Genomic DNA, 2393 nt, shown 5'->3' with positions numbered 1-2393 from the left:
CGGCGCTGGCGACGACATCGCCCGCGAGCTGGACTCGCTCAGCTCGCAGGCCGACGTCGAGGCCGAGCTCGCCGCGCTCAAGGCCGGCAAGGGCCCGCAGGCGATCGAGGGCGCCGAGACCGGGGGAGCGATCCTCCAGGCGGAGCCCGAGCAGGAGTCCACGGAGGGGAACCAGCCGTGATGCCGGTCCGTTCTCCTTGGTGACACCGAGGAGAATGGACACATGGCACGCACCCGTTTCGTCGGCGACGCCGGGCTGACCGCCCGGATGACGCTGGTGATGTTCCTGCTCGGCGCCCTGTTCGTCGGGCTCATCGCCATCGTGATGTCGATCTTCTGGACGTCGAGCCCCGGGCTCGGCGTCCTGATCGGCCTGATCGGCCTCGGGATCGTCTGGTTCCAGTGGTACAAGTCCGACACGGTCGCGATGAAGGCGATGCGCGCCCGCGAGGTCTCCCGTGAGCAGGCGCCCGAGCTGCACGACATGGTCGAGCGGCTCTGCGCGCTGGCCGACATGCCCAAGCCCCGGGTCGGCGTGGCCGACACCGACCTGCCCAACGCGTTCGCCACCGGCCGGTCGCCGCAGCGCTCGGTCGTCGTCGTGACCACCGGCATCCTGCGCCGTCTCGATGCCGAGGAGCTCGAGGGCGTGCTCGCCCACGAGCTCTCCCACGTCGCCCACCGCGATGTGCTCGTGATGACCGCGGCGTCCAGCGCCGGCATCGTGGCGGGGATGCTCACCCGCGGCTCGCAGTACGGCGCCTTCTTCGGTGGCGGCCGCCGCGACAACAGCAACGGCGGCCTGCCGGTCTGGCTGGTCGTGCTGGTGGTCAGCCTCGTGACGTACGCGATCAGCTTCCTGCTGCTCAAGCTGCTCTCGCGCTACCGCGAGCTCTCGGCGGACCGGGCTGGCGCGTACCTGACGATGAAGCCGGCGGCGCTGGCCTCCGCGCTGCAGAAGATCACTGGCGAGATCAACCAGATCCCGCAGCGCGACCTGCGCCAGGCGAGCGCGATGAACGCGTTCTTCTTCGCCCCGGCGATCCAGGGCGTCTCGCTGCGCACGCTGACCTCGACCCACCCGACGCTGGAGCAGCGCCTCGAGCAGCTCGCCAAGATCCAGGCCGAGCTCGGCCGTCCCGCGGCGTAAGCGACACCTGGCACATGGGCTTCTGGGACGTCATCGCCGGCCGCAGCCGGCCCAAGGCGGCCAACCTCGACTCGCTGTTCCTGGTGCCGAGCGCGGCCATCACCCTGCAGACCACGATCGGGCTGCTGCCCACCGGACAGGGCTCGGTCTGCTACCGGGCGGCGGCGGGGGCGGCGTTCCAGCAGACCCAGGACGACGTCGTCGCGCTGCTCGACGCCGACCCGGACGCCCCTTCCGTCGAGGTCTCGCGCGACGAGTACGGCTTCACCTGGCTGGTCGCCCACCGCGACCCCGCCGACCTGGCCGGGCTGTGCACCGACCTGCACGCGGTCAACACCGCCCTCGAGGCGCAGGACTTCGGCTCCGGCCTGCTGTGCTCACTGATCCCGTTCGCCGACGCCTCCGGACGCCGGGTCGGGCTGGTCTACCTCTACAAGCAGGGCACGTTCTATGCGTTCGCGCCCAAGCCCGGCGCCGACCGGCAGCGCGACAACCTCCTGGAGATCCAGGTCCGCGACACCCTCGCCGCCGAGCTGCCCATGGAGAAGGACCTCGGCCGCTGGCTGGCTGTCTGGGGCGCCCCGGGGCTGTAGCGGCCCGGCCGTGCTCGGCCGGCGGGTGGTCTCGGGTCGGCGTTGCTTTGACGGGGGACGTGGTCACCGTCCGCTGTGGTCAGCCGAGGGTGGTCGCCGTGGGCGCTCGGCACGGGGCCGGCGGTGGTGATCGTGCTTGTGGTCGCCGTCGCAGACACGAGGATCCGGTGGCCGGTCGCTCTGGAAAGGGTCGGTCGGTGGTTGAGGAGGTTGCGCTGCAACCGTCTCGAAACCACCGTTCCCAGGAAGCCGGCGGTGGTCCCTGCGGTCTGGTCAGTGGGTGGGCTGCCACCGGCGTGTCGTGCTCTCGACGGTGACCACAAGTACGTCGGCCACGGCGGGCCTGGTGCCGAGCGCTGGCGGTGGCCACCCGTGCCGGGCCACAGCGAACGGTGACCCCGTCATCCGTTCCTCGACCACCTGGACCCGAGGCCACCCGCAGGCCGACAACCATGCTTTGACCTGGGCAAACACCGTGTCGGGGGGACTGTCGGTGGGCTCTGTTTGAGTGTGGTCATGGTCACAGCGGACGCGTTGGCGCAGATGTCGGAGGAGCAGATCCTCCACGCTGCTGGCGCGTGTGCGGACGTGGTCCGTCGGGCCGAGACCGATCTGTTGCGGTTGGCCTACCAGTGGGCGGTGGTGCATCC

The 2393-nt window shown here is 70.7% G+C and carries 2 protein-coding genes and 1 pseudogene; all 3 read left to right on the top strand.

Annotation, left to right across the window (positions count from 1 at the left end; translation table 11 throughout):
• Positions 1 to 181, top strand: a pseudogene (locus VGD85_RS05720) (PspA/IM30 family protein); the annotation flags it as partial.
• Positions 182 to 223: 42 nt separating this feature from the next.
• Positions 224 to 1150, top strand: coding sequence for a zinc metalloprotease HtpX (htpX, locus tag VGD85_RS05715; protein ID WP_331062479.1), 927 nt, complete (start codon positions 224 to 226; stop codon positions 1148 to 1150).
• Between the two features lie 14 nt (positions 1151 to 1164).
• Entirely contained in the window at positions 1165 to 1743 is a 579-nt protein-coding gene (pspAB, locus tag VGD85_RS05710) for a PspA-associated protein PspAB (protein ID WP_331062478.1), read from the top strand.
• The last annotated feature ends 650 nt before the right edge of the window (positions 1744 to 2393 follow it).

It is taken from the genome of Nocardioides sp. (assembly GCF_036401255.1).
GTDB lineage: Bacteria > Actinomycetota > Actinomycetes > Propionibacteriales > Nocardioidaceae > Nocardioides.
The sequence above is the reverse complement of the archived record's forward strand: the minus strand, read 5'-3'. Positions and strand labels throughout refer to the sequence as shown.